Source organism: Streptomyces sp. NPDC101219 (genome assembly GCF_044767675.1).
In the GTDB taxonomy this organism is placed as follows: domain Bacteria; phylum Actinomycetota; class Actinomycetes; order Streptomycetales; family Streptomycetaceae; genus Streptomyces.
In genome coordinates this window covers 393,021-416,932 of the sequence record NZ_JBIWOK010000004.1, presented here as the reverse complement: position 1 = coordinate 416,932, position 23,912 = coordinate 393,021, and the positions used below count along the sequence as shown (strand labels likewise).

Sequence of the window (23,912 nt, the reverse complement as noted above, 5' to 3'; positions counted from 1 at the left end):
CGCCGCCGGCTCAGGCCACGGTGCTTCGGCCCACCACGTTCCCCGCCCGGTCGATGCAGATCACGTCCACCGCGACCGGCGCCCCGCGCAGCACCGCCAGGGCCTGGTCGCGGGCGGCCGTCGCGACCAGGTCGCCCAGCGGCACCCCGGCCGCCCGGCAGAGCTGAAGCGCGGCCAGCCCCGTGTTGGCGTCCGCCACCTCGGCGGCCAGCGCCTCGCCGGCACCGCCGCGCCGGGCCAGGCCGGCGAGGAAACCCTTGTCGACCTGGGAACGCGCCGAATGCAGATCCAGGTGCCCCGCGGCCAGCTTGGACAGCTTGGCGAAGCCGCCGCACACCGTCAGACGGTCCACCGGGTGGCGCCGGACGTACTTCAGCACCGCGCCCGCGAAGTCGCCCATGTCGAGCAGGGCGTCCTCGGGCAGTCCGTACTCGGCGACCACCGTCTTCTCGGACGTCGAGCCGGTGCACCCGGCGACATGCGTCCGGCCGGCCGCCCGGGCCACGTCCACCCCGCGCCGGATCGAGTCGATCCACGCCGAACAGGAGTAGGGCACCACGATGCCGGTCGTGCCGAGGATCGACAGCCCGCCCAGGATGCCCAGCCGGGGATTCCAGGTGGACCGGGCGATCTCCTCGCCGTGGTCGACGGAGAGCGTGATCTCGACGTCCCCGGCGCCCCCGTGGCGCGCGGCGACCTCGGCGACGTGCTCGCGCATCATCTGACGGGGCACCGGGTTCACGGCCGGTTCGCCCACCTCCAGCGGCAGCCCCGGCCGGGTCACGGTGCCCACCCCCGGCCCCGCCCGGAACACGACACCCCGCCCGGCGGGCAGGACGCGTACCGTCGCCCGCACCAGTGCCCCGTGGGTGACGTCGGGATCGTCGCCCGCGTCCTTCACGATGCCCGCCATCGCCCGGTCGCCGGTCAGCTCCTCCGCCGCGAGCGCGAACGACGGGGTCTGCCCCCGGGGCAGCGTGATCGTCACCGGGTCGGGGAAGTCCCCGGTCAGCAGCGCGGTGTACGCGGCCGTCGTCGCGGCGGTCGCGCAGGCGCCGGTGGTCCAGCCGGGCCGCAGACCGGTGTGCTTGAGTTGGGCGCTGCGACCGCCCCTGGCCTCGCTGCTCATGACGCGTTCTCCCGACGGGAACCGAGAAAGGACGAACCTGCCGTGCACCTGCTGATCCTGGGCGGCACCACCGAGGCCCGCCGGCTCGCCGAACTGCTGGCGGACGCCCCCACGCCCGGCCTACGGGTGACGACCTCCCTGGCCGGACGGGTGGCGGCACCCCGGCTGCCGCCCGGCGAGGTGCGCATCGGCGGCTTCGGCGGCGCCGACGGGCTCGCCGCCTGGCTGCGGGAGCACGCGGTGGACCTGCTCATCGACGCCACCCACCCTTTCGCCGGCACCATCAGCTTCAACGCGGCGCGGGCCGCCGCCACCGCCCATGTTCCTCTCCTGGCCCTGCGGCGGCCCGGCTGGACACCCGCCGAGGGCGACACCTGGCACGAGGCGGCCTCCCTGCGGGACGCGGCCCGGCTGCTGCCCCGGCTGGGCCGGCGGGTGTTCCTGACCACCGGCCGCATGGGCCTGGCCGCCTTCGCGGACCTGGACGACCTGTGGTTCCTCGTCCGTTCCGTGGACCCGCCCGCCGCCCCGCACCCGGCGCGCATGGAGACGCTGCTGGACCGCGGCCCGTTCACCCTGGACGGGGAGCGGGAGGTACTGCGGCGGCACCGGATCGACGTGGTCGTCACCAAGGACAGCGGGGGAGCGGCCACCGCCCCGAAGCTGACGGCCGCCCGGGAGGCGGGCCTGCCGGTGGTGGTGGTCCGCAGACCCGCCGCCCCCGCCGGGGTGCCGGTGGTGCCCGGCCCGGAGGAGGCCCTCCGGGCCGTCCGGGAGGCGTACACCCGGCACCGGGCGGCGCCGGGCGGCGCCCCGGCGGTGCGGGGAGGGGGCTGACCGGCCTCCGCCCAAGGCGGCCCGATCACCGCCGGGCGGGTCGGGGACGGCGTGTGCGGCGGTGCCGTGGCGCCGACCCGCGCGGTCGTCCGTGCGGGCCCGGTCCTCCCCGCCCGTCCCGTCCGTCCCGTCCGCCGCGCCCGGTGTCGCCGTCTCCCCGGCGGGCGGGCCGCCCCGGGCGTCACGCCTCCGGGTAACTGCGGGGGGTCCAGACGACGTCCTCGCCGTCCCCGCGCCGCACGACCCGGGTCTGCGAGGAGCCGACCAGCAGGATCGTCCGCATGTCGACCGTGGCCGGGTCCAGGTCCGCCAGCCGCACGATCCTGACCCGTTCGCCGGGCCCGCCCACGTCGCGGGCCACCACGACCGGCGTGTCCGGCGCCCGGTGCTCCAGCAGCAGCTCCCGCGCCTTGCCCACCTGCCAGGTGCGGCTCCGTGAGCCGGGGTTGTAGAGCGCCAGCACCAGGTCCGCCGACGCCGCCGCGCCCAGCCGGGCCGCGATGACCTCCCACGGCTTGAGCCGGTCGGACAGCGAGATCGCGGCGTAGTCGTGGCCGAGCGGGGCGCCGGCGCGGGCGGCGGCCGCGTTGGCGGCGGTGACCCCGGGGAGCACCCGCACCGGAACCTCCGCGTACTCCGGAGCGGAGGCCGCCTCCAGGACCGCCGTCGCCATCGCGAAGACCCCCGGGTCGCCCCCGGACACGACCGCCACCCGCCGTCCCCGCTGGGCGAGTTGCAGGGCGAACTCGGCGCGTTCGGCCTCCACGCGATTGTCCGAGCCGTGCCGCCGCTGGCCCGGGCGGACCGGCACCCGGTCGAGGTAGGTGGTGTAGCCGACCAGGTCGTCGGCGGCGGCCAGGGCGCCGCGCGTCTCGGGCGTCAGCCAGGACGGGCTGGCCGGGCCGGTCCCCACCACGACCACCTCGCCCGCCTCGCGCGCGGGGCGCTCCGCGCCGGCCCGGCTGGGCAGCACGGCCACCGAGAAGTACGGGACGGACTCGGCGACGACGTCGGCGAGCGGGGCGAGACGCTCCCCGTCCATGGTGGCCCGCTCCACGTACCGGGCCTCCGCGAGCCGCCCCGAAGCCTCCAGGGCCCGCCGCACCTTGGGGAAGGTCCGGCCCAGCTTCATCACCACGGCCACGTCGGTCGCGGCCAGCCGCGCGGTCAGCTCCTCCTCGGGCAGCGTGCCCGGCAGGACGGTGAGCACCTCCTCGCCCTCGGCGAGCGGTGCGCCGAGGCGGGCCGCGGCGGCGGACACCGAGGTGACACCGGGGATCACCTCGGTGTCGTAGCGGTCCGCGAGCCGCTTGTGCATGTGCATGTAGGAGCCGTAGAAGAGCGGGTCGCCCTCCGCGAGGACGGCGACCGTGCGGCCCGCGTCCAGGTGGGCGGCGAGCCGGGCCGACGCCTCGGCGTAGAAGTCGTCCATGGCGCCCTGGTAGCCGCCCGGGTGGTCGGTGGTCTCGGTGGTCACCGGGTAGACCAGGCGCTCCTCGATGTGGTCGGCGCGCAGGTGCCGGGCCGCGATCGAGCGGGCGATGGACCGGCCGTGCCGGGCACTGTGGTAGGCGACGACATCGGCCTCGGCGATGACCTCGACGGCCCGCACGGTCATCAGGGACGGGTCGCCGGGCCCCAGCCCGACCCCGTACAGCTTGCCGCTCACTCTTCCTCGCTCGCGATCGCGTTGAGCGCGGCCGCCGCGATGGCGCTGCCGCCGCGCCGGCCCCGCACGACCAGGTGCTCCAGGCCCGACGGGTGGGCGGCCAGGGCGTCCTTGGACTCGGCCGCGCCGACGAAACCGACCGGCACACCGATCACCGCGGCCGGTCTCGGCGCGCCCTCGTCGATCATCTCCAGCAGCCGGAACAGCGCGGTCGGCGCGTTGCCGACGGCCACCACCGAGCCCTCCAGCCGGTCCCGCCACAGCTCCAGGGCGGCGGCGCTGCGCGTGGTGCCCAGCCGGGCCGCGAGCTCCGGCACGGCCGGGTCGGACAGGGTGCACAGCACCTCGTTGCCGGCCGGCAGCCGCTTGCGCGTGACGCCGCTGGCGACCATCTGCACGTCGCACAGGACGGGCGCCCCGGCGCGCAGCGCCTCGCGGGCGCGGGCCACCACGTGGGGGCTGAAGGAGAGGTCGCGGACCAGGTCGACCATGCCGCAGGCGTGGATCATCCGGACCGCGACCTGGCTGACGTCGGCGGGCAGGGCCGCGAGGTCGGCCTCCGCGCGAATGGTGGCGAAGGACTCGCGGTAGATCGCCGCGCCGTCCTTCTCGTAGGCGTACGTGGTCACGGTGTCGTTCTCGCTGCTCTCGGTCGTCGTACGGCTCATGGAAGGGTCTTCGCCAGGGCGTCGGCGAGGCCCGAGGGGTCGTCCAGCAGGGTGCCGCGTGGGTCCCGGCCCCGCACGGCGGTGGTGACGCGGTAGCCGCCCCCGGGCGCGGCCACCACGTCGACGTGGTCGCCGCGGGGGTGCCCGCAGCGCCGTTCGCAGCCCGACCAGTACACCGGCAGCGGGGTCCGCCCGGCCGCGGTGAGCGCCCGGGCCGCGTCCGCCCGCACGTCGGCACGGGACTTGGCGCAGCCGGGGCGGCCGGTACAGGCGCCGACCCGCGGCCAGGGCGAGCCGGCGTCGGTGACCAGCCCGGCCGCGGCGAGCCGGGCGAGCACGCTCGCCGCCCGGTCCGGCGTTGCGCCCGGGGCGGGGACGACGACGCCGCGCCACGGTGTCAGCCGCAGCTCGCCGGGCGGGAACGCGGCGGCGGACCGTGTCACCTCGCGCCACTGGCCGGCGGTGAACCGGCCGAACGGCGCGTGCGCGCACAGGGCATCGCCGACGGGGCCGGGGGCCGGTCCCGCCGCCTCGGTGGTGTCCCGCGCCGCCGGGGACCGGCTCACGCCCGCCCGCGTCAGCGCGCGTTCCACCGCGGCCGTCAACTCCGCCGCCGGGACGGGCAGTTCGTCCACCCGCCAGGCCCCCGAGCCGGTAGCCCGGGACACCTCCAGGAAGACCTCCGCCGCCAGCAGGGCGGCCCGCGGCGCGTCCTCGCCGGACACCCGCAGCGCCTCCCGCGCCCCGCCCAGGGTGAGCAGCGCGCCGCCGTCGGCCGTCGCCCGCACGGTCACGTCGGCGCCGAGCGCGGCGACGTCCCCGCGCCCGTCGTCCAGCGCGAACAGGAAGCGCCCCGACAGGGCCACCGCCGCCGTGCTCGCGCAGAGCGACGCGTCCAGGTCCGTCAGCCACGGCCGGACGTCCCGCACGCCGTGCCCGTCCAGGCCGGACAGCGGGGACGCGACGACGTTCCGCACCCGTTCGTGCGCCGGTGACGGCAACAGGCCGGCCGGCTGCAGCAGTCCGGCGAGCTCCGCCCCGCACGCGGGGCGCAGGCCCCGCAGCTGGACGTTGCCCCGCGAGGTCAGATGCAGTTCGCCGTCGCCCAGCCGCCGGGACGCGTCACCGAGCGACGCGGCCTGCCGCACGGTGAGCACACCGCCCGGAATCCGGACCCGGGCGAGCGCCCCGTCGTCCGCCGCGTGCAGTTTCAACGCACCCGGGCAGGCGTCGCCGCCGTCCCGGAAGACCGCTGTGGCCTGGGACGACGAGGGGCGGGGTGCCGTGGACATGGCGGCGAGCATACCCACCATCACACCGGGTGCACGCCCTGCCGCCCTCGACGGGCGCCTACTATGCTGCTCGGCGGATCACCCGATCCGCCACCGCCACGACGGCGACAGGGGAGGAAGCCCGGTGCGAATCCGGCGCGGTCCCGCCACTGTGAATCCGGCCACTGAGGCCGGGTGAGCCAGGAACTCCCGCCGTCTACACCGCCCGGGGCGCGGACCCCGAGGAAGGCCAGACGACGCATGCCGTTTTCGTCCGGGGACCACCCCCAGCACGCCGGGCAGCCCCACGTCCTGCTGCTGTCGACCTCCGACACCGACCTGCTCAGCGCCCGCGCGGCCGACGGCCCCGTGCCCTACCGGTTCGCCAACCCCGCCCGGCTCCCGCTCGACGACCTGCCCGCCCTGCTCGACGGGGCCGCCCTCGTCGTCGTCCGCCTCCTCGGCGGCCTGCGCGCCTGGCAGGAGGGCCTCGACCTGCTGCTCGCCGACGGCCGCCCCGTCGTCGTCCTCACCGGCGAACAGGCCCCGGACGCCCAGCTGATGGCCGCCTCCACCGTCCCCGTCGGCATCGCCGCCGAGGCCCACGCCTACCTCGCCCACGGCGGCCCCGCCAACCTGGAACAGCTGGCCCGGTTCCTGTCCGACACGGTGCTGCTCACCGGCCACGGCTTCGACCCGCCCGCGCCCGCCCCCACCTGGGGCCCCCTGGAGCGCACCTCCCGCGGCGGGAACGGACCAGTCGTGGCCGTGCTCTACTACCGCGCCCACCACATGAGCGGCAACACCGCCTTCGTCGAGGCGCTGTGCTCGGCCGTCGAGGACGCGGGCGGACGCGCCCTGCCGCTGTACGTGGCCTCCCTGCGCGCCCCCGAACCCGAGCTGATCGACGCGCTCGGGGCCGCCGACGCGATCGTCACCACCGTCCTCGCCGCCGGCGGCACCCGGCCCGCCGAGGCGTCCGCGGGCGGCGACGACGAGTCCTGGGACGCGGGCGCCCTGGCCGCCCTGGACGTGCCCATCCTCCAGGCGCTGTGCCTGACCGGCTCCCGCACCGCCTGGGAGGACAACGACGAGGGCGTCTCCCCGCTGGACGCGGCCAGCCAGATCGCCGTGCCCGAGTTCGACGGCCGCCTGATCACCGTGCCGTTCTCCTTCAAGGAGATCGACGCCGACGGCCTGCCCGCCTACGTCGCCGACCCCGAACGCGCCGCCCGCGTCGCCGGCATCGCCGTGCGCCACGCCCGCCTGCGGCACGTGCCCGCCGCCCGCAAACGCCTCGCCCTGGTCCTGTCCGCCTACCCGACCAAGCACTCCCGCATCGGCAACGCCGTCGGCCTGGACACCCCCGCCAGCGCGGTCGCCCTGCTGCGCCGACTGCGCGAGGAGGGCTACGACTTCGGCGACGGCGCCGACGTGCCCGGCCTGGCCTCCGGCGACGGTGACGAACTCATCCGCGCGCTGATCGAGGCCGGCGGCCACGACCAGGAATGGCTCACCGAGGACCAGCTCGCCCGCAACCCGGTGCGCATCCCGGCCGCCGACTACCGCCGCTGGTACGCCACCCTGCCCGAGGAACTGCGCACCGCCGTCGAACGGCACTGGGGCCCGCCTCCGGGCGAGATGTTCGTCGACCGCAGCCGGAACCCGGAGGGCGACATCGTCCTGGCCGCCCTGCGCTTCGGCAACCTGCTGATCCTCATCCAGCCCCCGCGCGGCTTCGGCGAGAACCCCATCGCCATCTACCACGACCCCGACCTGCCGCCCTCCCACCACTACCTCGCCGCCTACCGCTGGATCGCCGCCCCCGCCGACGACGGCGGCTTCGGCGCCGACGCGATGATCCACCTCGGCAAGCACGGCAACCTGGAGTGGCTGCCCGGCAAGAACGCCGGCCTGTCCGCCGCCTGCGGCCCCGACGCCGCCCTCGGCGACCTCCCCCTGATCTACCCGTTCCTCGTCAACGACCCCGGCGAGGGCACCCAGGCCAAGCGCCGCGTCCACGCCACGCTCGTCGACCACCTCGTCCCGCCGATGGCCCGCGCCGACTCCTACGGCGACATCGCCCGGCTGGAACAACTCCTCGACGAACACGCCCAGATCGCGGCCATGGACCCGGCCAAGCTGCCCGCGATCCGCGCCCAGATCTGGACCCTCATCCAGGCCGCCCGCCTCGACCACGACCTCGGCCTCGACGACCGCCCCGACGACGACGGCTTCGACGACTTCCTGCTGCACGTCGACGGCTGGCTGTGCGAGGTCAAGGACGCCCAGATCCGCGACGGTCTGCACGTCCTCGGCACCCCGCCGGACGGCGCCGACCGCGTCAACCTCGTGCTGGCCGTGCTGCGCGCCCGCCAGATCTGGGGCGGCACCACCGCCCTGCCCGGCCTGCGCGAAGCCCTCGGCCTCGACGAGTCCGCCGCCACCCGCACCACCGCCGACGCCGCGGAGGAGGAGGCCCGCGCCCTGGTCCAGGCGATGGACGACGCCGGCTGGGACCCCGCGGCCGTCCCCGCCGACCGTGGTGAACAGGTCGCCGCGATCCTGGAGTTCGCCGCCCGCGAGGTCGTGCCCCGGCTGGCCGCCACCACCGCCGAACTCGACCACGCGGTGCACGCCCTGAACGGCGGCTTCGTCCCGGCGGGCCCCTCCGGCTCCCCGCTGCGCGGCCTGGTCAACGTGCTGCCGACCGGCCGCAACTTCTACTCCGTCGACCCCAAGGCCGTCCCCTCCCGGCTCGCCTGGGAGACCGGCCAGGCCCTCGCCGACAGCCTCCTTCAGCGCTACCGCGCTGACCACGGCGACTGGCCCACCTCCGTCGGCCTGTCCCTGTGGGGCACCAGCGCCATGCGCACCGCCGGTGACGACGTCGCCGAGGCCCTCGCCCTGCTCGGCGTCCGCCCCGTCTGGGACGAGGCGTCCCGCCGCGTCACCGGCCTCGAAGCCATTCCCCACGAGGAGCTGGGCCGCCCCCGCATCGACGTCACCCTGCGCATCTCCGGCTTCTTCCGCGACGCCTTCCCGCACACCGTCGGCCTCCTCGACGACGCGGTCCGCCTCGCGGCCGGTCTGGACGAACCCGCCCACGTCAACCACGTCCGCGCGCACGTGCAGCAGGACCTCGCCGCTCACGGTGACGAGCGCCGCGCCACCACCCGCATCTTCGGCTCCCGCCCCGGTACCTACGGCGCCGGACTGCTCCAGCTCATCGACTCCCGCGACTGGCGCACCGACGCCGACCTCGCCGAGGTCTACACCGTGTGGGGCGGCTACGCCTACGGCCGCGAACTCGACGGCCGCCCCGCCCGGGACGAGATGGAGACGGCGTACCGCCGGATCGCCGTCGCCGCCAAGAACACCGACACCCGCGAACACGACATCGCCGACTCCGACGACTACTTCCAGTACCACGGCGGCATGGTCGCCACCGTCCGCGCCCTGCGCGGCACCGCCCCCGAGGCGTACATCGGCGACTCCACCCGCCCCGAGACGGTCCGCACCCGCACCCTCGTCGAGGAGACCTCCCGCGTCTTCCGCGCCCGGGTCGTCAACCCCAAGTGGATCGAGGCGATGCGCCGCCACGGCTACAAGGGCGCCTTCGAACTGGCCGCCACCGTGGACTACCTCTTCGGCTACGACGCCACGACCGGCGTCCTCGCCGACTGGATGTACGACAAGCTCACCGAGACCTATGTCCTGGACCCCGCCAACCGGGAGTTCCTCCAGCAGGCCAACCCGTGGGCCCTGCACGGCATCGCCGAACGGCTGCTGGAGGCCGAGTCGCGCGGCATGTGGGAGAAGCCGGACCCTGCGGTGCTCCAGCAGCTGCGGCAGGTGTTCCTGGAGACGGAGGGCGAACTGGAGGGCGACGACTGAACGCCGTCCCCCGGTCCGCCCCCGTCCCGTCTCCTGCGGTCAGGCACGCTCCGGGGCGTTCGCCCCGGAAGGCGCGCGGCCCGGCAGGAAGGTCACGTGCGGCGCCCCCGTCCCCGGATGGACACCGACGTCCGCCGCGACCCCGTACACCTCGGCCAGCAGCCCGGGGGTGAGCACCTCCGCGGGCGTCCCGGAGGCCACGACCTCGCCGTCGTACAGCACGTGGAGACGGTCGCAGTAGTAGGCGGCCAGATTCAGGTCGTGCAGCGCGAGCAGCACCGTCGCGGGCAGCCGCCGCAGAGCACCCAGGATGTCCAACTGGTGCCGGATGTCGAGGTGGTTGGTGGGTTCGTCGAGGACCAGCAGCGCGGGCCGCTGGGCGAGGGCGCGGGCGATGAGCACCCGCTGGCGTTCACCGCCGGACAGCCGGTCGAACGGGCGGTCCGCGAGGTGACGGGCCCCGACCGCCGTCAGGGCCTCGCCGATCAGCGCCGCGTCCTCGGCGGTGTCGCCGTCGAGGAGCCGTTTGTGCGGGGTGCGGCCCATGGCGACGACCTCCCGGACCCTCAGGTCGAAGTCCGCGCCCGCGTCCTGCACCACCGCCGCGACGGTCCGGGCCAGCCGCCGCACCGGCAGCGACCAGGCGTCGGCGCCGTCGACCCGGACCCGGCCGGAGTCCGGCCGCAGCACCCGGTAGACGGCCCGCAACAGGGTCGACTTGCCGCTGCCGTTGGGCCCGACCAGCCCGATGGTCTCGCCCGGGCGGGCGGTCAGGGACACGCCCCGCACCAGGCGCCGTGCGCCCGCGGACAGTGTGACGTCCTCCACGGCGAGGGCGGCGGCACCCGCGCCGTCGCCGCCCGGGGCGTCGGTGCCGGTGGCCGTCGGGTCCGTCATGCCCGTCCCCCTTCCGTGCCGCGCCGGGCGTCCCGGCGCATCAGCCACAGGAAGAACGGCCCCCCGCACAGCGCGGTGAGCACCCCGACGGGGATCTCCATGGGTGCCGCGACGACACGGGCGCCGATGTCCGCCCAGATCAGGAACACCGCCCCGCCGAGCGCGGCCGTCGGCAGCACCCGGCGGTGGTCGGAGCCCACCAGCAGCCGCACGATGTGGGGCATCATCAGGCCGACGAAGCCGATCGGCCCGGCCGCCGCCACCAGCACCCCGGTGACGAGGGAGACCAGCACGAACAGGCGGGCCCGGAACCGTGCCACGTCCAGCCCCATCGTCGTCGCCGCCTCCTCGCCGGCCAGCAGCAGGTTGAGGTTGCGGGCCTGCGCCAGCAGGACACCGACGCCCACGGCCAGGGACAGCACGGGCAGCCACAAGGTGTCCCAGCCGACGCCGCCGAGCCCGCCGAGGGTCCAGGCGAGGACCGCGCGGGCCTCGTTGCCCCGGTCGGTGGTCAGCAGCAGCAGGTTCAGCAGCGCGGTCAGCACCGCGGCGACCGCCACCCCGGACAGCACCAGCCGGGCCGAGGTGATCCGGCCGCCGGTGCGGGCCGTGGCGTAGACGACGACCAGCGCGCCGATCGCCCCCGCGAACGCGGCGACCGACAACGACACCGCCCCGAACACGCTCACCCCGAACACGATCACAGCGACCGCCCCCAGCGACGCCCCGGAGGACACTCCCAGCAGGTAGGGCTCGGCGAGCGGATTGCGCAGCAGGGCCTGCAGGGCGGCTCCGACGACGGCCAGCCCGGCACCGGTCACCGCGCCGAGCAGCACCCGGGGCGCCCGGACGTCCAGCACGATCGTCTCGCGCGCCCGCGACCAACCGGGCTCGGCCCACTCCACGCCCCACGCGTGGGTGACGATGCCCCACACCTGGCCGGGCGGCACCCGCACCGACCCGATCGCCAGCCCCGCCGTGGCGGACGCCACGAGCAGGGCGGCGAGGACCAGCAGGACCGCGGCCAGGCGCACGCGGCCCGGCGCGGTGGCCCTCCCGGACACGACCGCGTCAGTGCCGGTGCGGCTCACCGGAAGCTCTCGGGGTGCAGCCCGCGCGCCAGGTCGCCCACCGCGTGGGCGGACCGCACCCCGACCAGGGTGGCCGTCAACGGCAGCACGACGAACCGTTTGTTGCGGATCGCCGGCACGTCCTTCAGGGCGGGCTGCGCGAGCAGGAACTTCTTCTTCTCCTCGACGCTCCCGGCCCCGGCGTAGTCGTACACGGCGATCACCTCGGGGCGGCGCTCGACGACCTGCTCCCAGGACACGTCACCGAAGACGTCGTCGAGGTCGGCGAACACGTTCTCCCCGCCCGCCAGCCGGATCAGCTCCGTGCCCAGGCTCTTGCCGCCCGCGGTGAACGGCGCCTTGTCGCCGCTGTCGTACACGAACACGGGCACCCGCCGCTCGCCCTCGACCGCCTTCACCGCCTTCCCGACCCGGCCCCGCAGATCGGCGACCAGTTCATCCGCCCGCTCGGACACCCCGAAGACGCGGCCGACGGTGCGGATCTCGTCGTAGGTGTCCCGCATCGTCACCCGCTTCTTCCCGCAGTACTCGCGGTTGAGGTGGGTGTCGACCCCGGCGTCCGCGAACGCCTCCCGGGAACGCCCCTGCTTCTCGTCGAAGGCGCTGCCGTACCCGCCGTAGACGAGGTCGGGCTCCACATCGAGCACCTTCTCGAACGACGGTTCCCGCTCGGCCAGTTCGGGGACGGCTTCGAAGTCCGCCTTCAGCTCCGGCAGGACCTCGGAGTCGGGGAAGGCGGTGCCGACCATGCGGTCCTTCAGACCGAGCGCCAGCAGCAGTTCCGCCGGATGCTGGTGGATGGTGACGACCCGGGACGGGGGCCGCTCGTACGTCGTCCGCACACCGCAGTTGTCGACGGTGACGGGAAAGCCCTTCGGCACCGGGGCACTTGCCTTGGCCGCACCGGCGGTCCCGCCGCCGGACGCACCGCAGCCGGCGGTCAGCAGCACCGCCGACAGGGCGACGGCGACCGTCCGGAGACGGGGCGGGCGAAGGGACCGCGACGCCACGGACGGACGGGGCGACCGGCGCGTGCGGGCCTGGGTGAACCGCGTGCGGGCAGGGGTGAACAAGGGGGACACGTGAGCCTCCTGGAGTCCGCGCTCCTCGGGACGGGCCCGCGACAGGCCAGTGTCCTGACTCCCGGATCGCTGTTCCCCCTCGCCTTCCCACGCGGCGCGCAGTGGCATCGAACAGGGGTGCACTCCCCGGTCACAGTGGCGGGACCGTGCCGGATTCGCACCGGCTTCCTGTCTCCCGTCGCGGCGATGACCCGTCGATCCTACTGGCTCCGCGGAGGCTCCCGCTCCCGGCGACGACGGGTGAGCGGCCCGAGGAAGCGGGCCCCCGGCCCGCGCTCGTGCCGGCCCCGCGCCGGTGCCTCAGGTGCCGTCGATCTTCTCCAGCAGCGTCCGGGCCTCGACCGTGCGGCGGTGGTCCGGGCCGAAGGAGGCCAGGCAGGCATCGTGCGCGGCTGCGGCCCGCTGACGGGCCTCGGGGGCGCGCCCCAGCCCCGACAGGGCGTTGGCGAAGGCCAGGTCGACGGCGCCGGTGTCCGGGAGGCGCTGGTGTCCGGGCAGGCCGCGGTACAGCTTGTCGGCGGTCCGCGCCTCGGTGAGGGCGTCGTCGTGGCGGCCCTGGCCGTTGAGGCTGCGCGCCAGGCCGAGCCGCAGGACCAGGGCCTGCCGGTCACGTTCCGGATGGGCGGCCAGGGCCTCGCGGGCGACGGTCTCGGCCTCCTGGTGCCGCCCCTGCGCGTTGAGGGCGAAGGCCAGCCCGTTGCGGGCGGCCGCCATCAGGCGGGGCGTCTCCGGGCCCGATTTCCGGCCCGCGGCTTCGACGACCGCCGCGCATTCCGCCTCGCACTCGGCGTGCCGGCCGAGCGAGGTCATCTGCTGGGCGCGGTCCGAGCGCAGCTTCAGGGTCAGCCAGTGATCCGCTCCGAAGAACCGGCCGAAGGCGGGCAGCGCTTCGTCGTAGGTGGCGAGCGCCTCGGCGTGCTTCCCCTGGGAGCCCGCCGCCAGGGCGGCGATGTTCAGCGCCACGGCCGCGTACTCGTCGTCGCGCGCCCGGGCCACGGCACGCGCCCCGGCCTCCGCCTCGGCGTAACGCCCGGCCTCGTACAGGGCCTTGGCCTCGCCCACGGGCGTACCCGCCATCGTCTCGGCGTCACTGCGGCGTCGTGCGCGGAACCATTTCATGACGAGCGAGCATACGGTGCGCGCAGCGGCAGTTCCGGCGCGCCCGGAGCCCGCCTGCTCACCTCCCGGGCAGGAACCGAGTTCCAGGTTTGCCGCTGCTCCCCTCACGCCCCCGCCGCCCCCCTCACGCCCCCGCCGGGCGGCCCGTGCTCTGCCGGACCACCAGGTGGGTGGCCAGCTCTATGCGCTGGGCGGCCTTGCCGGGGTCGCCCGGCTGGAGCAGCATGCGGGTGGCCTCCTCGGCCATGTGCTTCAGGGGCTGGTGGACGGTGGTGAGGGGCGGGCTGGACCACTGGGCCAGGGGGACGTCGTCGTAGCCGACCACCGACAGGTCCTCGGGGACGCGCAGGCCCTTGACGCGGGCGGCCTCCAGGACGCCGAGGGCCTGGAGGTCGCTGCCGGCGAAGACGGCCGTCGGCCGGTCGGGGCCCTCCAGCAGGGACATCGCGTGCTCGAAGCCGCCCTGCACGTGGAAGTCGCCGAAGCGGGTCAGGCGGGGGTCGGGTTCCAGGCCCGCCATGGCCATGGCCGAGCGGTAGCCGTCGAGGCGGGCGAGGGAGCAGAGCATGTCCTCGGGGCCGGTGACGATGGCGATGCGTTCGTGCCCCAGCTCGGTGAGGTGGCGGGTGGCGGCGAGTCCGCCGGCCCAGTTCGCGGAGCCGACCGAGGGCACGTCGGGGTCGGGGTCGCCCGCCGGGTCGATGACGACGAACGGGATGCCCGCGGCCCTGAGCCGGCGCTTGACGTCCTCCGGCAGGAGCGAGAAGACCAGGACGACGCCCAGGGGTCTGCGGCGCAGCACGCCGTCGAGCCACTCCGGTGCGGGGGCGTGCCGGGTGCCGCTCTCGGTGAGCACCACCGTCGCCCCGTTCCGGCGGGCGACGCCCTCCACCCCTCTGATCAGCTCCATCGCCCAGATGCTCTCCAGCTCGTGGAAGACGAGCTCGACGAGCGGGGAGCGGGGCGCGGACTGTGCGCGCCGACGGTAGCCGCGGTCCTGGAGCAGGCGTTCGACCCGGTCCCGGGTGGTCGGGGACACGTCCGATCGGCCGTTGAGGACCTTCGAAACTGTCGGCATCGACACGCCGGCCTCTTTCGCGACCGCCGCCAGCGTCACTCTGCCGCTCACCTCGTCGTCTTCGTGCATGACCGCAATATAGGCCACACGTGCTCGATAACGGTTTGGGTGAACGGGTGCATGACCGTTGACCGTTCACCAGGCCTGACCTACTGTCCCAGCGCATGGACTTTCGGCGAAGACGCCGAAACTTTCGAAAGGCGAACGATGAAGACACGCGCGCGCTTGCCCAGACTGGTCGCCTGCGGAGCGACGCTCGCCCTCGCGCTGGGGCTGACGGCCTGCGGTGGGGACAGCGGTGCCTCGGCGGACGGCGACAAGATCCATGTCCTGGTCTACGGGGACGCCACGAACAAGGTCGAGAAGCGGTTCGTCGACGAGTTCAACAAGACGTCCGACGTCAAGGTGGTCCTCGACACCATCCCCGGCGCGGACTACCAGAAGAAGCTGCAGACCATCCTGAGCACCCCGCAGGCCCCCGACGTCTTCTTCAACTGGGGCGGCGGCAGCATCCGGCCGTTCGTGAAGGCGGACCTGCTGCTGCCGCTGGACGACTTCATCAAGAAGAACCCTGACCTGGAGAACAAGTTCCTGCCGTCCGTCTTCCAGAACGGCGTCGTCGACGGCAAGTCGTACGGCATCCCGATGCGCGGCACCCAGCCGGTCCTGCTCTTCCACAACAAGGACGTGCTGAAGAAGGCGGGCGTCAAGCCGCCGAAGACCTGGGACGACCTGCTCGAAGCCGTCGAGAAGCTGAAGGCCGAGGGCGTCACGCCGATCGCGCTCGGCGCCGGCGACATCTGGACGACGCAGATGTGGTTCCAGTACCTCTTCGACCGCATCGCCGGCCCCGAGCTGCTCCAGAAGGCCCTCGACGGCGACGAGAGCGCCTGGGAGAGCCCCGACGCGAAGAAGGCCCTGAGCATGATCAGGGAGCTCGTCGACGCGGGCGCCTTCGGCAAGAACTACGACTCCGTCAAGTACACCAACGGCGGCTCGGTCCAGCTGCTGGCCTCGGGCAAGGCCGGCTTCGAGCTGATGGGCTCCTGGTACTACTCCCAGCAGCTCACCGACCACCCGGACTTCGCGGAGAAGGGCCTCGGCTACAGCACCTTCCCGTCCATCGAGGGCGGCAAGGGTGACACGGCCAACATCGCCGGCAACACCAACAACTACTACTCGGTGATGAAGAAGACCAAGCACCCCGAGGCCGTCGCCGAGTTCCTGAAGCTCATGTACTCCGACGACTTCGTCAAGGCGCAGCTGGAGATCGGCAACCTGCCGACCACCACCAACACCGCCCAGTTCATCGAGGACTCGGAGAACGCCGAGTACACGCGCTTCCAGTACGACCTGGTCAGTGACGCCCCGTCGTTCCAGCTCTCCTGGGACCAGGCGTACCCGCAGAAGGCCAGCTCGGACATGCACAAGGCCATCCAGCAGTTCTTCAACGGACAGCTCGACGCGGACGGCTTCATCAAGGCCATGCAGGCCCTCCCCACCGAGTGACGAACGGCTCATGACGACAAAGACACTGAGCGTTCCGCCCGCCGCCGGGCCCCGCAAGGGGTCCCGGCGGCGGCCGGCCGCAACCTCCGCGGCACACGTGGGCCGCCCCGGCTTGGGCTGGGCGCTGCCCGCCGCCGTGTTCTTCGCCCTCTTCGCGATCACCCCCCTGGTCATGGTGGCGGTGCTGTCCTTCATGAGCTGGGACGGTCTCGGCTCGCCCGAGTTCGTCGGGCTGGACAACTGGTCGCGTCTGATGGACGACCCGGTGATGTTCCAGAGCATCTGGCTGACCCTTCTCCTGACCGCGCTCGGTGTGGCACTCCAGACGCCGCTGAGCATCGTGCTCGGTGTCTGGGCGGCGGGCCACCAGCGCAACCGCGCGGTGCTGTCGGTCATCTACTTCGTCCCGCTGCTGCTGTCGGCCACGGCCGTCTCCGTGCTGTGGCGGGCGCTGCTCGACCCCAACTTCGGCATTCCGGCCGAGGCGGCCTGGCTGTTCGGCGACGGCAACCTGTTCGGTGAACAGGCCACCGCCATCGGGGTGCTGGCGTTCGTCAGCACCTGGCAGTTCACGCCGTTCCACACGCTGATCTACCAGGGTGCCGCCCGGGCCGTCCCGCAGGTGCTCTACCAGGCGGCGGAGATCGACGGGGCGGGCCGCTACCGGCAGTTCTTCCACATCACCCTGCCGCAGCTGCGCAACTCGATGATCACCTCGATGATCCTGATGATCGTCGGCGGTCTGACCACCTTCGAGACGGTGCTCATCCTGACCCAGGGCGGCCCCGGCACCGACACCACCATCAGCGCGTACTACATGTACGACAAGGCGTTCAAGAGCTTCGACTTCGGCGCGGGCTCCGCGATCGCCCTGGCCCTGGTCGTCGCGGCCACCGTCATCTCGCTGATCGTCGTCCGGGTCTCCGGCTACGACAAGATGCGCAGCACCATGGAGGGTGTGTCATGAGGCGCCGTCCGAACTACCTGGCCGGCGCCGGCTCGCTGATCTGGCTCTTCATCATCGGCCTCCCGCTGTACGTGCTGTTCGCGGCGACGGTGCGCACCCGCCAGGACTACGCGGAGAACGGCCCGGTCTCGCTCCCGGACAGCTTCACCCTGGACAACTACACCGGGGCCTTCGACGCCGGGTTCGGCCAGTACTTCGTCAACACGCTGGTGGTCACCGGAGCGGTGATCGGCATCGTGCTGCTGCTGGTCCCGCCGCTCGCCTACGCGATCGTGCGCAGCCGCGGCCGGACCACGACGGCCGTCTTCCGGCTGTTCCTGCTCGGACTGGCCATCCCGGCCCAGGCCGTCATCGTGCCGATGTTCTACCTGATCAGCGAAGCCGGGCTGTACGACAACCTGCTCGGCGTCATCCTGCCCACGGCCGCCTTCTGCCTGCCCATGTCGGCGCTGATCCTCAGCGGCGCGATGCGCGACATCTCCCCGGAGCTGTACGAGGCGATGGCCATGGACGGCGCCTCCCCGCGGCGCATGTTCTTCCAGCTCGTGCTGCCGCTGTCCCGGGGAGGCCTGTCCACGATCGTGGTGTTCTCCGCCCTCCAAGCGTGGAACGGCTTCCTGTTCCCGCTCGTCCTGACCCAGTCCGACTCCAGCAAGGTGATCACCCTGGGTCTGTACAACTTCCAGACCGAGCACGGCATCGACATCCCCGGTCTGCTGGGAGCCGTCGTGATCTCCATGGTTCCCATCCTTCTCGTCTACCTGTTCGCCCGTCGCGCCCTGGTCCAGGGACTGATGGGCGTCGGAGGAAAGTGACCGCCACCGTGGCCGTAGAGACCACCCCCGAAATCCCCCTCTGGAACGACCCCTCCCAGCCGGTCTCCGACCGGGTCGACGCGCTGATCGGCGCCATGACCCCGGAAGAGAAGACCGCCCAGCTGTACGGCGTGTGGGTCGGCGCCTCCGACCAGGGCGGCGAAGTGGCCCCGCACCAGCACGACATGGAGGAGGCCGTCGACCTCGACACCCTCCTGCCCGCCGGACTGGGCCAGCTGACCCGCCCCTTCGGCACCGTGCCCGTCGACCCGGCGCTCGGTGCGCTCTCCCTGCAGCGCACCCAGGCCCGCATCGCCTCGGCGAACCGTTTCGGCATCCCCGCCCTCGCCCACGAGGAGTGCCTCGCCGGATTCGCCGCCTGGGGCGCCACCGCCTACCCCGTGCCGCTGTCCTGGGGTGCCACCTTCGACCCCGGCGTGGTGCGCCGGATGGCCGCCGCCATCGGCCGCGACATGCGGTCCGTCGGCGTCCACCAGGGCCTCGCACCCGTCCTCGACGTGGTGCGCGACGCCCGCTGGGGCCGCGTCGAGGAGACGATCGGCGAGGACCCGTACCTCGTCGGCACCATCGGCACCGCCTACGTGCAGGGCCTGGAGTCCGCCGGCATCGTCGCCACCCTCAAGCACTTCGTCGGCTACTCCGCCTCCCGCGCCGGCCGCAACCTCGCCCCCGCCCCCATGGGTGCGCGGGAACGCGCCGACATCCTGCTGCCGCCGTTCGAGATGGCGGTCCGCGAGGGCGGCGCCCGCTCCGTCATGCACGCCTACAACGACATCGACGGCGTGCCCGTCGCCGCCGACGAGACCCTGCTGACCGGGCTGCTGCGGGACACCTGGGGCTTCGACGGTACCGTCGTCGCCGACTACTTCGGCATCGCCTTCCTCAAGACCCTGCACGGCGTCGCCGCCGACTGGGCCGACGCCGCCCGGGCCGCGCTCACCGCGGGCGTCGACGTGGAGCTGCCCACCGTCAAGACCTTCGGCGCGCCGCTCGCCGAGGCGGTCGCCGACGGCCGCGTCCCGGAGGCCCTCGTCGACCGCGCCCTGCGCCGCGTCCTGACGCAGAAGGCGGAACTCGGCCTGCTCGACCCCGACTGGAGCCCGGTGCCGGCGGCCCTCGACGGCACCGACGCCGACGACCCGGACGCCCTGCGCGGCAAGGTCGACCTGGACCGCCCCGAGAACCGCGAACTGGCCCGCGAGGTCGCCGAGAAGGCCGTCGTCCTGCTCACCAACGACGGCACCCTGCCGCTCGCCCGGCCCCGCCGCATCGCCCTGATCGGCCCGAGCGCCGCCGAGCCGACCGCCGTACTGGGCTGCTACTCCTTCCCCCTGCACGTGGGCGTGCAGCACCCGGACGTGCCCGTCGGCATCGACCTGCCGACCCTGGCCGACACCCTCGCCGGCGAGTTCCCCGGAGCCGACTTCACCATCGCCCGCGGCACCGGCGTCGACGACGGGGACCTCACCGGCATCGACGCCGCGGTGGAGGCGGCCCGGGACGCCGACGTCGTCATCGCCGTCCTCGGTGACCGGGCCGGCCTGTTCGGCCGCGGCACCAGCGGGGAGGGCTGCGACGCCGAATCCCTCGCCCTGCCCGGGGCGCAGCAGCAGCTGCTCGACGCGCTCCTCGACTCCGGCCGCCCGGTGGTCACCGTCCTGCTCGCCGGACGGCCGTATGCCCTGGGCCGCGCCGCCACCGAGTCGGCGGCGGTCGTGCAGTCCTTCTTCCCCGGCGTCGAGGGCACCCACGCCATCGCCGGGGTGCTCGCCGGCCGGGTCGAGCCCTCCGGCCGGCTCCCGGTCAGCGTGCCGCGCGGCACCGGCGCCCAGCCGTCCACCTATCTGGGGGCGCGGCTCGCCCAGGCCAGCGACGTCTCCAACATCGACCCGACCCCCGCCTTCGGCTTCGGGCACGGCCTGACGTACACGTCCTTCGACTGGACCGACCTCACGGTGGACGCCTCACAGGCGCCCACGGACGGCGAGTTCACCCTCGGCCTGACGGTCCGCAACACCGGCGGACGTCCCGGCACCGAGGTCGTCCAGCTCTACCTGCACGACCCGGTCGCCTCCGTGGTCCAGCCGGTCCAGCGCCTGGTCGGCTACACGCGGGTGCCGCTGGAGCCGGGGCAGTCACGTCGCGTGCACGTCACGGTGCCGGCCGACGTGGCCTCCTTCACGGGACGCGACGGCCGCCGGATCGTCGAACCGGGTGTCCTGCACCTGCGCCTGGCCGCGTCGAGCACCGACGCACGCCTGACGGCGACGGTCACTCTGACCGGCCCGGAGCGCGAGGTGGACCACACCCGCCGGTTCCACGCGGAGTTCACCCACGAGGGGTGACCCGCCGGGCCTCCCCGGGACAAGGGGAGGCCGACAGGACGCCTTCGGCCCGGGGAGGACGTGCCCCCCGGGCCGAAGGCCGTGCCGTGCCGGGCCGACGGCCCGGCGGCGCCCGTCAGTCGCGGCGCACGACGAACTGCGAGCCCGGTTCGACGCAGACGTCGCCCTCCGCCGAGCCGGTGATCACTTGGTTCCTCGCAAGCATGAGAACCGAGCGAGCGCAATCTCCAGCGCGTGCTACTGTGACGCGTTTGCGTGGTCGTCGCGGTGGGACGATACCGCCCGTACGCATCCGCCGGTGCGGGGGCCGTGTCGTCCGCCGGGCCTTCCTCGGTACGCCCCCCTGCGGAAGGCCCCCTTCATGAAGCACCCCGACGACTCCGGCACCTTCGCCGCCCTGGGACTGCCCGGCGCGGTGCTGCGCACCCTGGACGAGCAGGGCGTGCGCGCACCCTTCCCGATCCAGGCCGCCACGCTGCCCGACGCCCTGCGAGGACGCGACGTCCTGGGGCGCGGACGCACCGGCTCCGGCAAGACGCTCGCCTTCGGCCTCCCCCTGCTGACCCGCACGGCCGGGCGGCGCGCCGAACCGAAGCAGCCGCTCGCCCTGATCCTGGTGCCCACCCGGGAGCTGGCCCAGCAGGTCACCCAGGCGCTTCAGCCGTACGCCGAGGCGCTGCGGCTGCGCATGGCCACGGTCGTCGGCGGCATGTCCATCGGCCGGCAGATCACCGCGCTCCGGCAGGGAGCCGAGGTCGTCGTCGCCACCCCCGGACGCCTGCACGACCTGGTCGAGCGGAACGCCTGCCGGCTGGGGCGGGTGCGGATCACCGTGCTGGACGAGGCCGACCAGATGTGCGACCTGGGCTTCCTGCCCCAGGCCGTCGACGCGCTCGACCGGGTCCACCCCGACGGCCAGCGGATGCTGTTCTCGGCCACCCTGGACGGCGACGTCGACCAGTTGGTCCGGCGCCACCTCCGCGATCCCGTCGTCCACTCGGTCGACCCCGCCGAGGGCACCGTCACGACGATGCGGCACCACCTCCTCGTCGTCCACGGCCCCGACCGCTACGCCGTCTGCACGGAGATCGCCGCCCGTGACGGCCGCGTCCTGCTGTTCCTCGACACCAAGCACGCCGTCGACCAGCTCACCCGCCACCTGCGCGCCTCCGGGGTGCCCGCCGGGGCCCTGCACAGCGGCAAGTCCCAGCCCCAACGCACCCGCACCCTCGCGCAGTTCAAGGACGGCCACCTCACCACCCTGGTGGCGACGAACGTCGCCGCCCGCGGACTGCACATCGACGACCTCGACCTCGTCGTCAACGTCGACCCGCCCACCGACCCCAAGGACTACGTGCACCGCGCGGGCCGCACCGCCCGCGCCGGCGAGTCCGGCACCGTCGTCACGCTGGTGCCGGCGGGCGGACGCCGTGAAGCGGCCCGCGTCATCGCCGAGGCCGGCATCGAGGTGGGCGTCACCAAGGTGCGCTCCGGCGAGGCGGAACTGAGCCGCATCACCGGCGCCAGGACCCCCTCCGGGTCCCCGCTCGACGGCGGGCCCGCCGCCCCCCGACCCAAGAACACCAACCGTCCCTTCCGTGGGCTCGGCACCAGCAAGGACACCTCGCGCGGCGGCGGCAGGCCGTCCCGCAAGGCGGGCGAGGCCCGCAAGCTGGCCGAGGCCCGGAAGGCGGCCCACGTGCGGCGCAACGGCTGAAGGGCCCTGCCCCGCGAACACCGGCACGGCAGGCTGTGCCGGCACCACCCCCGAACCCAGGAGGCACCATGACCACAGAGCCCGTCCCCACCGAAGGTTCGGAGCCGGCCGCCCCCGGGACGCCCCCGCTGGAGCCGGACAGCGACGGCACCTACGACCTCAAGCGCAAGTTCCGTGAGGCCCTGGAGCGCAAGCGCGGTGCGCAGGCGAAGACGGCCGAGTCCGGCGCCGGCCCGGACACCTCGAAGATTCGTGGGGCGCACGGACCGGCCGCGAACCAGCGGTCGTTCCGGCGCAAGAGCGGCGGCTGAGCCGACCGGCCACGGAGGCCCGGGTGCGTACCCGGGCCTCCCCGCGGGTCAGCTCCGGTCCCGCTCCAGCCCCGCCACGAACCCGGCCCAGGCGCTCCGCGCGAAGGCGAGGCACGGACCCCGGCGCTCCTTGGAGTCCCGTACGAGTATGAGGGCGAGGTCGGCGGCGACCTCGACGCATTCGCCTCCTTCGTCGCCGCTGTAACTGCTCGTGAACCAGGTGAGGTGCATGGACCGTTCGGTGTTCATGAGTCTCCCAGCATCTTCTCGAGCAGGCGCAAGGACTCGCGTGGGGTGAGTGCCTGCCCTCGGATGCTGCCATGCTTCGCCGCCAGGACGCGCACCTCTTCCGGGTCAGAGACGAGGCGGCTGACATGCTGGACTTCCAGATAGGCGACCTGCGGCCTGCCCTTCGGCGTGAGCAGGGTGAACGGGCCGCCCATTCCCGCATGGTCCTCGCTCGCGGTCGGCATCACCTGGATCTCCACGTGGCGCAACCGGCCGACGCGCAACAGCTGTTCCAACTGGCCCCGCTGAACTGCCGGGCCGCCGAACGGTTGGCGCAGAACGCTCTCCTGGACCACGGCGCTCACGGTCGGCGGGGGCCACCGGCTCATCAGTTCCTGGCGTGCCATCCTCGCGGCCACACGCTCCTCGACGGTCTCCTCGTCGAACAAGGGCTGCCTGCTGGTGAACACGGCTCGTGCGTACTCCTGAGTCTGGAACAGGCCGGGCACCGCCTGGTTGGCGAAGTAGCGGAGCTCGACCGCCTCCGCCTCCAGCCGCGCATAATCCCGGAACCACTCCGGATGCCGCACCCGGCGACGGGACTTCGCCCGTTCCACGTCCTCCGCGGCCGACGCGAGCAGGCCGCCGCAGTCGAGCAACCGGTCGACGGCGACGAGCAGTTCGGGCTGGGGCGTACGCCGTGCGCGCTCGACCGAGGAGATCGTCTCCTCGCCGTAGCCGACCCGGTCGCCCAGCTCCCGCTGGCTCAGCCCGGCCCGCTCCCGGGCCACCCTGATCTGCCGCCCCAATGCCCGGAACAGGTCCGTGACCTCGTCCGTACCGTCCGCCTCACCGCCCGGGGAACCGCCCGTACCCGGCTGCACCGTCATGCCGCACCACCACCCACACACCCTGATCGCTCCGTGTACCGGGGACGAACCGGCGAGGATCCCGCCGGGGCACGGCCGGACACCCGTACGGCACACCGTCCGCACCGGGACAGTCACCCTGCGTACGGCCCCGAGGGCTCCCCACGGTAGGGCGACTCGGTCACCCTCGGTGAAGTGAAACAGGAAATCGTCACCGCACCTGATGAACCGACGGTGGGCGCCGCCCACTTCCGCACCTTGTTCGCCACCACGGCGCGGGGGGCGCCCCCCGCGCCCCCCCCCCCCCCGCCGGGCGGGGGGGGGCCGCGGGGCCGGGCCCAGGCCCACCGCGACCAAATCACCGCCCCCGCCCCCCCCCACCGCGCCCACCA

19 protein-coding genes and 2 riboswitches are annotated in these 23,912 nt (G+C 73.9%); of the genes, 8 read left to right on the top strand and 11 right to left on the bottom strand.

Annotated features, from left to right (window positions below; genetic code table 11):
- Positions 1–10 precede the first annotated feature (10 nt).
- Positions 11–1,129, bottom strand: a complete 1,119-nt coding sequence (locus ACIRPP_RS10500; protein WP_403639869.1) for a cobalt-precorrin-5B (C(1))-methyltransferase — start codon at positions 1,127–1,129, stop codon at positions 11–13.
- A gap of 42 nt (positions 1,130–1,171) precedes the next feature.
- Between ACIRPP_RS10500 and ACIRPP_RS10495 the strand changes: the two genes are divergently transcribed.
- Complete coding sequence (locus ACIRPP_RS10495) at positions 1,172–1,966, top strand: cobalt-precorrin-6A reductase (RefSeq protein ID WP_403639866.1); 795 nt, start codon at positions 1,172–1,174, stop codon at positions 1,964–1,966.
- A gap of 181 nt (positions 1,967–2,147) precedes the next feature.
- Here the strand turns inward: ACIRPP_RS10495 and ACIRPP_RS10490 are convergent, their stop codons facing one another.
- Genes ACIRPP_RS10490 through cobG form a run of 3 tightly spaced genes read right to left on the bottom strand, consistent with a single transcriptional unit; the run spans position 2,148 to position 5,607 of the window.
- Complete coding sequence (locus ACIRPP_RS10490) at positions 2,148–3,635, bottom strand: precorrin-2 C(20)-methyltransferase (protein WP_403639863.1); 1,488 nt, start codon at positions 3,633–3,635, stop codon at positions 2,148–2,150.
- On the bottom strand, positions 3,632–4,303 hold the full coding sequence (locus tag ACIRPP_RS10485) for a precorrin-8X methylmutase (RefSeq protein ID WP_403639860.1): 672 nt from the start codon (positions 4,301–4,303) through the stop codon (positions 3,632–3,634). Before ACIRPP_RS10485 ends, ACIRPP_RS10490 begins: the two co-directional genes overlap by 4 nt.
- Positions 4,300–5,607 (bottom strand): precorrin-3B synthase, encoded by a 1,308-nt coding sequence (gene cobG, locus ACIRPP_RS10480; protein ID WP_403639857.1) that lies wholly within the window; start codon positions 5,605–5,607, stop codon positions 4,300–4,302. The genes ACIRPP_RS10485 and cobG overlap by 4 nt, the downstream gene beginning before the upstream one ends.
- Positions 5,608–5,708: 101 nt before the next feature.
- Positions 5,709–5,784, top strand: a riboswitch (cobalamin riboswitch).
- Positions 5,785–5,835: 51 nt separating this feature from the next.
- Here cobG and cobN point away from each other — a divergent pair.
- Positions 5,836–9,471: a cobaltochelatase subunit CobN gene (gene cobN, locus ACIRPP_RS10475; RefSeq protein WP_403639854.1), complete on the top strand. Its 3,636-nt coding sequence runs from the start codon at positions 5,836–5,838 to the stop codon at positions 9,469–9,471.
- A 39-nt stretch (positions 9,472–9,510) separates the two neighbouring features.
- On the opposite strand, the gene ACIRPP_RS10470 is transcribed toward cobN, so the two are convergent.
- The 5 genes from ACIRPP_RS10470 to ACIRPP_RS10450 all read right to left on the bottom strand — a co-directional run bounded on the left by ACIRPP_RS10470 (position 9,511) and on the right by ACIRPP_RS10450 (position 14,807).
- A complete protein-coding gene (locus ACIRPP_RS10470; protein WP_403639852.1) occupies positions 9,511–10,368 on the bottom strand; it encodes an ABC transporter ATP-binding protein in 858 nt (285 codons plus the stop codon).
- Positions 10,365–11,459: a FecCD family ABC transporter permease gene (locus ACIRPP_RS10465; RefSeq protein ID WP_403639849.1), complete on the bottom strand. Its 1,095-nt coding sequence runs from the start codon at positions 11,457–11,459 to the stop codon at positions 10,365–10,367. The genes ACIRPP_RS10470 and ACIRPP_RS10465 overlap by 4 nt, the downstream gene beginning before the upstream one ends.
- Complete coding sequence (locus tag ACIRPP_RS10460) at positions 11,456–12,469, bottom strand: ABC transporter substrate-binding protein (RefSeq protein ID WP_403639846.1); 1,014 nt, start codon at positions 12,467–12,469, stop codon at positions 11,456–11,458. The genes ACIRPP_RS10465 and ACIRPP_RS10460 overlap by 4 nt, the downstream gene beginning before the upstream one ends.
- Positions 12,470–12,582: 113 nt before the next feature.
- A riboswitch (cobalamin riboswitch) is annotated at positions 12,583–12,736 on the bottom strand.
- 105 nt (positions 12,737–12,841) lie between these two features.
- Positions 12,842–13,660, bottom strand: a complete 819-nt coding sequence (locus ACIRPP_RS10455; RefSeq protein WP_403639843.1) for a tetratricopeptide repeat protein — start codon at positions 13,658–13,660, stop codon at positions 12,842–12,844.
- Between the two features lie 124 nt (positions 13,661–13,784).
- The gene (locus tag ACIRPP_RS10450; protein ID WP_403639840.1) at positions 13,785–14,807 is read right to left on the bottom strand and encodes a LacI family DNA-binding transcriptional regulator; all 1,023 of its coding nucleotides are present in this window, start codon (positions 14,805–14,807) and stop codon (positions 13,785–13,787) included.
- Between the two features lie 138 nt (positions 14,808–14,945).
- Here ACIRPP_RS10450 and ACIRPP_RS10445 point away from each other — a divergent pair, with 138 nt between their 5' ends.
- The 6 genes from ACIRPP_RS10445 to ACIRPP_RS10420 all read left to right on the top strand — a co-directional run bounded on the left by ACIRPP_RS10445 (position 14,946) and on the right by ACIRPP_RS10420 (position 22,423).
- Complete coding sequence (locus tag ACIRPP_RS10445) at positions 14,946–16,247, top strand: ABC transporter substrate-binding protein (RefSeq protein ID WP_403639837.1); 1,302 nt, start codon at positions 14,946–14,948, stop codon at positions 16,245–16,247.
- A 10-nt stretch (positions 16,248–16,257) separates the two neighbouring features.
- Positions 16,258–17,214, top strand: coding sequence for a carbohydrate ABC transporter permease (locus tag ACIRPP_RS10440; protein ID WP_403639834.1), 957 nt, complete (start codon positions 16,258–16,260; stop codon positions 17,212–17,214).
- The gene (locus tag ACIRPP_RS10435; RefSeq protein WP_164337210.1) at positions 17,211–18,029 is read left to right on the top strand and encodes a carbohydrate ABC transporter permease; all 819 of its coding nucleotides are present in this window, start codon (positions 17,211–17,213) and stop codon (positions 18,027–18,029) included. The genes ACIRPP_RS10440 and ACIRPP_RS10435 overlap by 4 nt, the downstream gene beginning before the upstream one ends.
- Complete coding sequence (locus tag ACIRPP_RS10430; protein WP_403639831.1) at positions 18,026–20,395, top strand: glycoside hydrolase family 3 N-terminal domain-containing protein; 2,370 nt, start codon at positions 18,026–18,028, stop codon at positions 20,393–20,395. Before ACIRPP_RS10435 ends, ACIRPP_RS10430 begins: the two co-directional genes overlap by 4 nt.
- 361 nt (positions 20,396–20,756) lie before the next feature.
- Positions 20,757–22,112, top strand: a complete 1,356-nt coding sequence (locus tag ACIRPP_RS10425) for a DEAD/DEAH box helicase (protein ID WP_403639828.1) — start codon at positions 20,757–20,759, stop codon at positions 22,110–22,112.
- A 68-nt stretch (positions 22,113–22,180) separates the two neighbouring features.
- On the top strand, positions 22,181–22,423 hold the full coding sequence (locus tag ACIRPP_RS10420; RefSeq protein WP_403639826.1) for a DUF5302 domain-containing protein: 243 nt from the start codon (positions 22,181–22,183) through the stop codon (positions 22,421–22,423).
- Positions 22,424–22,471: 48 nt separating this feature from the next.
- Here the strand turns inward: ACIRPP_RS10420 and ACIRPP_RS10415 are convergent, their stop codons facing one another.
- A complete protein-coding gene (locus ACIRPP_RS10415; protein WP_403639824.1) occupies positions 22,472–22,672 on the bottom strand; it encodes a DUF397 domain-containing protein in 201 nt (66 codons plus the stop codon).
- Complete coding sequence (locus tag ACIRPP_RS10410; protein WP_403639821.1) at positions 22,669–23,541, bottom strand: Scr1 family TA system antitoxin-like transcriptional regulator; 873 nt, start codon at positions 23,539–23,541, stop codon at positions 22,669–22,671. The genes ACIRPP_RS10415 and ACIRPP_RS10410 overlap by 4 nt, the downstream gene beginning before the upstream one ends.
- Positions 23,542–23,912 lie beyond the last annotated feature (371 nt).

Coding starts and splice junctions, on each gene's coding strand:
- ACIRPP_RS10425 (WP_403639828.1), top strand. CDS start 20,757: ATGAAGCACCCCGACGACTCCGGCACCTTCGCCGCCCTGGGACTGCCC.
- ACIRPP_RS10485 (WP_403639860.1), bottom strand. CDS start 4,303: ATGAGCCGTACGACGACCGAGAGCAGCGAGAACGACACCGTGACCACG.
- ACIRPP_RS10415 (WP_403639824.1), bottom strand. CDS start 22,672: ATGAACACCGAACGGTCCATGCACCTCACCTGGTTCACGAGCAGTTAC.
- ACIRPP_RS10470 (WP_403639852.1), bottom strand. CDS start 10,368: ATGACGGACCCGACGGCCACCGGCACCGACGCCCCGGGCGGCGACGGC.
- ACIRPP_RS10455 (WP_403639843.1), bottom strand. CDS start 13,660: ATGAAATGGTTCCGCGCACGACGCCGCAGTGACGCCGAGACGATGGCG.
- cobN (WP_403639854.1), top strand. CDS start 5,836: ATGCCGTTTTCGTCCGGGGACCACCCCCAGCACGCCGGGCAGCCCCAC.
- ACIRPP_RS10435 (WP_164337210.1), top strand. CDS start 17,211: ATGAGGCGCCGTCCGAACTACCTGGCCGGCGCCGGCTCGCTGATCTGG.
- ACIRPP_RS10410 (WP_403639821.1), bottom strand. CDS start 23,541: ATGACGGTGCAGCCGGGTACGGGCGGTTCCCCGGGCGGTGAGGCGGAC.
- ACIRPP_RS10500 (WP_403639869.1), bottom strand. CDS start 1,129: ATGAGCAGCGAGGCCAGGGGCGGTCGCAGCGCCCAACTCAAGCACACC.
- ACIRPP_RS10450 (WP_403639840.1), bottom strand. CDS start 14,807: ATGCACGAAGACGACGAGGTGAGCGGCAGAGTGACGCTGGCGGCGGTC.
- ACIRPP_RS10440 (WP_403639834.1), top strand. CDS start 16,258: ATGACGACAAAGACACTGAGCGTTCCGCCCGCCGCCGGGCCCCGCAAG.
- ACIRPP_RS10445 (WP_403639837.1), top strand. CDS start 14,946: ATGAAGACACGCGCGCGCTTGCCCAGACTGGTCGCCTGCGGAGCGACG.
- cobG (WP_403639857.1), bottom strand. CDS start 5,607: ATGCTCGCCGCCATGTCCACGGCACCCCGCCCCTCGTCGTCCCAGGCC.
- ACIRPP_RS10420 (WP_403639826.1), top strand. CDS start 22,181: ATGACCACAGAGCCCGTCCCCACCGAAGGTTCGGAGCCGGCCGCCCCC.